Source organism: Leisingera sp., assembly GCF_034669605.1.
Taxonomy (GTDB): domain Bacteria; phylum Pseudomonadota; class Alphaproteobacteria; order Rhodobacterales; family Rhodobacteraceae; genus Leisingera.
Genome location: NZ_JAXMOX010000258.1, coordinates 1 through 5769 on the forward strand (window position 1 = coordinate 1; position 5769 = coordinate 5769).

Consider the following 5769-nt stretch of genomic DNA (forward strand, 5'->3'; position numbering starts at 1 on the left):
CACCTCTACCCCTGGTGCTGACTGCAGCATTGAAGGCAGCGCGCCAAGGCGGTTCAACGGCCGCTTTTCGGAAGCCGGCCAGGATTTTTTGCAGCGGCAGCATCTTTTGCATGGCGCCCCCGCCAAGGACCGCTCGGGGCTGTGACCGCCGTGCAGCGGCAGCAAAGTAGCTGGCTGGGGCAAGGTGGGCAGCGGGCTGCCTGGCGTCGTCTGGCAGAAGCGTCCTGGTGAAGTTTCGCTGCAACGCTGCCGCCGCATCGCCGCAAGTCGGCAGCGAGCCCACTCCGGACCTGTCGAAATTGTGCTGCTCAAGCAAAGTGGAAGAATTTTCTGCGGTGGCAGAAAGAAGCCGTCTGCGGCGCAGTGGAGATATCGGCTATTCATTCAGGGTGCAGCGATTTTAAAGCCGTAAATTACGCAGTGCGGGCTCTTGTGGACTTTTAGCGTGTGCGCAGCACTTGCTTCAAGTTGCGCCGCTGTACGCAAATTTCAAACTAGTTTTCCCGCCCTGCGCGAAGTTCTACTAGACTTTGAAGTGCTTTTAAAAAAATCTGCCGGTCGCGCCGACCAACCAGGGACAGTAAACTGACTGCTTCCTTTTGATCTCGCGGCAGATCGTCGGGCGAAGCAGGCAATTCTGATAAAAGCATGCGAGCCCTGGAAACCAGCAGAGAACGCGCACTTTCATCAAGCCCTTCCGTTAAACGAGTCCAAAAGGCGAGGCTTCTGCCGGAAGCCTTGCACGCCTTATTCAAAAGCTCCAACTCGGCGCCTTGAAGGTCTAGAGCGCCATCATTTCCTTCTGTATTCCATGGGTTTGCATCTGTCTGTTTCAAATGGAACTCATCCTCTGCACAACACCGGACACACGTATTGATTGTTGTTAAACTTATCACTTCATGCTAGTGTTGTTGGATTGTTTTACCTCTGTCAATCTTTTGAGTGAAAAGTTACATGTGTGAACTTTTTGGGGAGATTTCATGATAGCTGATCGAATTGATGCTGCCTGTAAGATCGCGGGTGTGCGGTTGAAGAGGGCCTGCACAATTTCGGGAGTGAACTACGGCACTCTCAGAAGCCAAATGAGGAATAATCGCGAGATTCCAGCTTCCACCTTGGCACTTCTTTCCGCCGGTTTGCACATACCCATTCAGTTTTTCTTCGATTTGCCAACCGGAACCCACGCAAGCGCAGCAAGCTTGAACCGATGGCGGGCGGCGGAGATGGCGAACGCAGAGCATGCGGCCTGTGCCAGGGCTGGATTCAACGTGACCACAGACCACATATTGGATTGGTTTCAGCAAGAAGGCGGGCAACTGAAAAACTGGGAGTGGTTCGAAGATCAAGTTGACCTCTATGAACTCATAGAACCCACAGACAGGATAATGCACCCGATCCAGATTGGGAAACGCAGCGCGACTGCGGAGCGGTTAATGCTGGCAGGAAACCGCGACTTCTATCGGATCGTTGGCAGTTTTGAGGAGAGTATCCTTGAACGAGCCATGCACTCACACAGAATGCTTGAGGAAGTTCCCTACATCGTTACAGATGAAGTGCTTGATGTCATCGTAAAGGGGCAAAGGGTAAAAGGCGGCTACCGTAAAGTAACAATGCGAGTGACCGACACTCGAGGAGAGCCGGTCACTGCTGTTTTCTCAAAGATTACCTGGCTCGACACTGCTGACAATGTGAGAAAAATGGACAGCGTTAAGGCCTAAAATCATCTGATCATTGGCCAAACCCTCTGGGACGGGTTCCGCCCAGCGGATTGCGTTCCGGTATTTGCCGTTGAAGCCATAATCGTCAGCGAGGCGCCGATGTTTGTAGGCAATGATCGTGTACATCCAATCAAAATCCCAGCGCATTGCTGCAAGAAGCTTCACATACTGAGCGAAATCTCCCAGCCGCCGTATGCCGCCTCTTTCGTCTGGCGCCACCTCAATCCCGCCGAAGTAGATTAGCCTGCCCCTTAGTTCATCTACCAAAGGCTGCGACACGCTAGCAACAACGTTGTCTCTGCCAGCGTACTTGGAAGCTGCGAGGTTCCGGAAGTAGTTTCCGAAGTCCTTTTCACCAAGGTCAACCAGCTTGGCGGAAATGCAGATAATGCACCGGCCTTCCTTCTTCAGAAATAGCCAAAGTGCCCGTCCTGATAGCAGTTCATCTTCGCTGGTCTCTGATATCGGATGCACTTTCTTCTTTCCTACCTCCAGCAGAAGGGTTGGCAGTTCATCCGGGTGTTCACACACGTAAAGTGTAAGGTTGTCAGCTTTGAAGCGCTCTTCAATAGCCTGCATATGTATGTGAATGTTCTGACGTTCCATTATCTTCTCCTCTTAGAAAGTCGAAACTTCACCCGCCTGGCGAGCGGGCAGAACAAGGATTCACTTCTTTGGGGAGGCAGAACATGACTCATTTCAACGCCGGGGTTTTGACGACATGGTGGGCGGAGCGAAAGCAAAGCGCCCCAATCCTCTGTAAGCTCTGGATCACCTGCAGGAGGGCGACACGTTTTTTTTTGCTGCCTACCCGGAGCATTTGGGGAAATCTGCCGCGTCGTTGGAATGCCGCTGCTGCGGGCGTGAAGTAGATCAAGCGCTTTCTGCACCTGCATCTGCTGTGCGCGCGTGGATCCGGCTTGTCCCGCTGTGTGTGAATTCACCGGGTTCAGAAGCTCGCTGTCGCAGCGAACGGCAGAAACGGCGGGCTGCGCCGCAGCACAACACCTCAGCTGGTTGCGTAAAACGGCCGAGTTTGCAAAGGGCGCTTCCTGCGCGAAGCGGCCTCAGGTTGATGTGCAGGCTGCTCGATAGTGTCCCGGGAGTTGGTGTAACTTTGCTCTTCGGCCTTGGCTCGGCCGCAGTCACAGGGCGGCGATTGTCGCCGGGTCCATGGGGGCAGTGTCGCAAATGGCGGCGACGGTTTCCAGTGTCATGTAGCGCCGCGTGATCGCCCACTCATCGTTTTGCTCCAGCATCAAGGCGCCGACCAGGCGCGTCACCGCGGCCTCGTTGGGGAAAATCCCCACGACGTTGGTCCGGCGCTTGATCTCCTTGTTCAGACGCTCAAGTGGGTTGGTGCTGTGGATTTTCGGCCAATGATCCTTGGGGAAGCTTTTGTAGGCCAGGACATCGTCTTCGGCGCGGCGCATCATCTCCGCGAGTCTGGGGTGGCGCGGCTCGAACGCGTCGACCAGCTTGGCCCAATGCTCTTTCGACGCCTTGAGCGTGTCCTGGTCGAAGGCCGTTCTGAGTGCCGCGGTGACGATCGGGCGGTCCTTCTTGCCGACGCAGGCGAGCGCATTGCGCATGAAATGAACGCGGCAGCGCTGGACGGTCGCGCCAAGCACCTTGGCGGCTGCAGCCTTCAGCCCCCTGTGATCGTCGGCAATGATCAGGCGGGTGCCGCGCAGGCCGCGATCGGTGAGAGAGCGGAGAAATTCGTCCCAGAAGACCTCCGCTTCGCTCGGCTGGACGGCGATGCCCAGAACCTCACGACGGCCGTCCAGATTGACCGCCACGGCCACTATGGCCGCGACACTGACGATCCGGCCGGAGCGGCGCACCTTGATGTATGTTGCGTCGAGCCACAGGTAGGGCCATTCGCCTTCCAGCGGGCGGTTCAGGAACGCGCCGACCCGTTCGTCGATCTCGCTACAGAGCCGTGAGACTTGGCTCTTCGACACACCGGCCATGCCCATCGCCTTGACCAGGTCATCTACCGATCGTGTCGAGAGGCCTTGGACATAGGCCTCCTGGATCACCGCCGTCATCGCCTTTTCCGCCGCCCGGCGCGGCTCCAGAAACTCGGGAAAATAGCTGCCCTTACGCAGCTTCGGGATCTTCACGTCAACCGTCCCGGCCCGCGTCTCCCAGGATCGGGGCCGGTATCCGTTGCGGCGGTTCACCCGTTCGGTGCTGCGTTCGTGCGCCCCGGCGCCGCAGAGCTGGTCGACATCCAGCGCCATGAGGCGGTCGGCGACGAACCCGAGCATCTCGGCCAGAAGCTGGGTATCGGAGGTCTCCGACAAAAGCGCGCGCAGGGCGGCGGTCTCTGATAGGCTGTCCTTGGTCATGGTTGAACTCCTCGGTCATAGGTCAGGTCGGCAAACCAAACCTTAGCCGAAGAACAACTATGGCCGCCAAGCGGCTCGCGCGGGCCTCGCTTCGCTACGCGAAGGCTCAGCTCAGCCCGCGCTACCGGCGGAAATTACACCAACCGTTGGGACACTGCTGACAGCAGTCTTGAAAGGGGCTCCGGGCGATGGGAATGGCTGCGCGGCTTGGTATACAAGCTGCCGGGCAAGTTCGGGCCGATCCTGCTTGCGCTGGTTTTCTTCGCAATATTTGCGGTGGCATTGACGGGAGTAGCCGCGGTGATCATGAGACTGCAATCGGTTTGGATCTGAGGTAAGAGGGTCCTTCTGCACATGGATTGCATAACGGGTTCATCGAGGCATTCAACAGCAAGCTGCGGGCGGAATGCCTGAAAACCCATTGGTTCATGAGCCTTGCGGATGCCCGCGAAAAGCTGGAGGATTGGCGTAGACACTACAACGGCAGGAGGCCGTACTCATCGCTGGACGGGCAGACGCCCGATCAGGCAAATCTCACAACGCCATGACCAATCCCCGTCGCGGCATAGCAGAGCGCAAAATCCACTTACGAAACGGCTTGAAACTATTCAAACGAACCGAGCCACCTCTGGGCCCTTGGCTTACCACTACGAACATTTGACACGGTCTTTCCGTCCTATGTCAGCATTGTCCCGCGACTTGTGAATTCGACGGCTGCCCCTTGCTGCGGCGTGCATGAATGACCGGTTTTCCTGCTGCGCGACGGCTCAATCGCGGAAGAAATGATGAAGGCCAATAGAAAGGGTGGATCGCAGACTAAGGACGGCCGGCTTTTGATTTCAACCTAGACACCGGAACACGGACTTCATCACCACAGTAGCAGCATGTTCCGATAATACCCCCTTTTCCAAAGAATGGTTCTGGCTTCCTTCCTGCGCTTGGGTCTTCCAAGATAGGGCAAGGGCGGTTGCACTTAGAGCATCGGCCCAAGAAGTAGTGTTTCTTTGGATCAATCTCTTTGGGTGAGAGAAACGCCACGTATGAATGGATCCCCGCTGACCTTCCTTCGCTACTTTGCCAGTGTTGTAGGTTCGCCATAATTTTGGCAGTCTCATTCACGTGACGAGGATTCTGGGAAGGATCTTTGGAAAAACCGTTCTCCATGAGCCACTGAGTTTGCATCACCTCTAGCACTCTAAATCCAACAGCGCCTCGCCCGACTCCGAACTGACCTACTTTGCCGAATTCTTTCGCACTGATTCCAGAAACATGAATGTCTAGGTTCTCGCCTCCATTAATCGGATGGATGATAGGTGTAATCTGAACTCCCCCCTCTGTGGCGATGCATTGCTGCAGGCAGCCACCAATCGTCACATCATCTCCCGCATCTATAGTATCAAGCAGGATTTCAGCATAAGGTGGGCGTTGTTGCAGAACTTGACCAATGCGGATTCACCTTGAGAATCCGGTGGGTTAAGAGGCTCGCATGAGCAAGCCTGAACCCGCCCGCTACCGCACGACGAACTGGAAGTCCTACAACGACGCGCTGAAGCAGCGCGGCTCGCTGCTGATCTGGCTGGACAAGGACATGGTGTGGCTGGCACCCAGGGCCGGTCGCAACGGCCGCCCTGCTGTGTTCTCGGATGCGGCGATTCAGTTTTGTTTGATGGTGAAAGTGCTGTTCGGCCTGCCGT

Annotated in this window: 5 protein-coding genes and 1 pseudogene; 3 read left to right on the forward strand and 3 right to left on the reverse strand. The window is 56.2% G+C overall.

Features of this window, described 5'->3' with window-relative positions; translation table 11 throughout:
• Nucleotides 1-494: 494 nt before the first annotated feature.
• Nucleotides 495-836 (reverse strand): hypothetical protein, encoded by a 342-nt coding sequence (locus VOI29_RS22090; RefSeq protein ID WP_323783730.1) that lies wholly within the window; start codon nucleotides 834-836, stop codon nucleotides 495-497.
• Between the two features lie 219 nt (nucleotides 837-1055).
• Here VOI29_RS22090 and VOI29_RS22095 point away from each other — a divergent pair, with 219 nt between their 5' ends.
• Nucleotides 1056-1718, forward strand: a complete 663-nt coding sequence (locus VOI29_RS22095; RefSeq protein WP_323783732.1) for a hypothetical protein — start codon at nucleotides 1056-1058, stop codon at nucleotides 1716-1718.
• On the opposite strand, the gene VOI29_RS22100 is transcribed toward VOI29_RS22095, so the two are convergent.
• Nucleotides 1656-2324, reverse strand: a complete 669-nt coding sequence (locus VOI29_RS22100) for a hypothetical protein (RefSeq protein WP_323783734.1) — start codon at nucleotides 2322-2324, stop codon at nucleotides 1656-1658. The two genes, VOI29_RS22095 and VOI29_RS22100, sit on opposite strands and share 63 nt — an antisense overlap.
• A 539-nt stretch (nucleotides 2325-2863) precedes the next feature.
• Nucleotides 2864-4075, reverse strand: coding sequence for an IS256 family transposase (locus VOI29_RS22105; RefSeq protein ID WP_323783736.1), 1212 nt, complete (start codon nucleotides 4073-4075; stop codon nucleotides 2864-2866).
• A 365-nt stretch (nucleotides 4076-4440) separates the two neighbouring features.
• On the opposite strand from VOI29_RS22105, the pseudogene VOI29_RS22110 reads away from it, so the two are divergent.
• Nucleotides 4441-4623: pseudogene (locus VOI29_RS22110) on the forward strand (integrase core domain-containing protein); the annotation flags it as partial.
• A gap of 938 nt (nucleotides 4624-5561) precedes the next feature.
• Nucleotides 5562-5769: transposase (locus tag VOI29_RS22115; protein ID WP_323783738.1), on the forward strand; the 208-nt coding region annotated here is incomplete at its 3' end.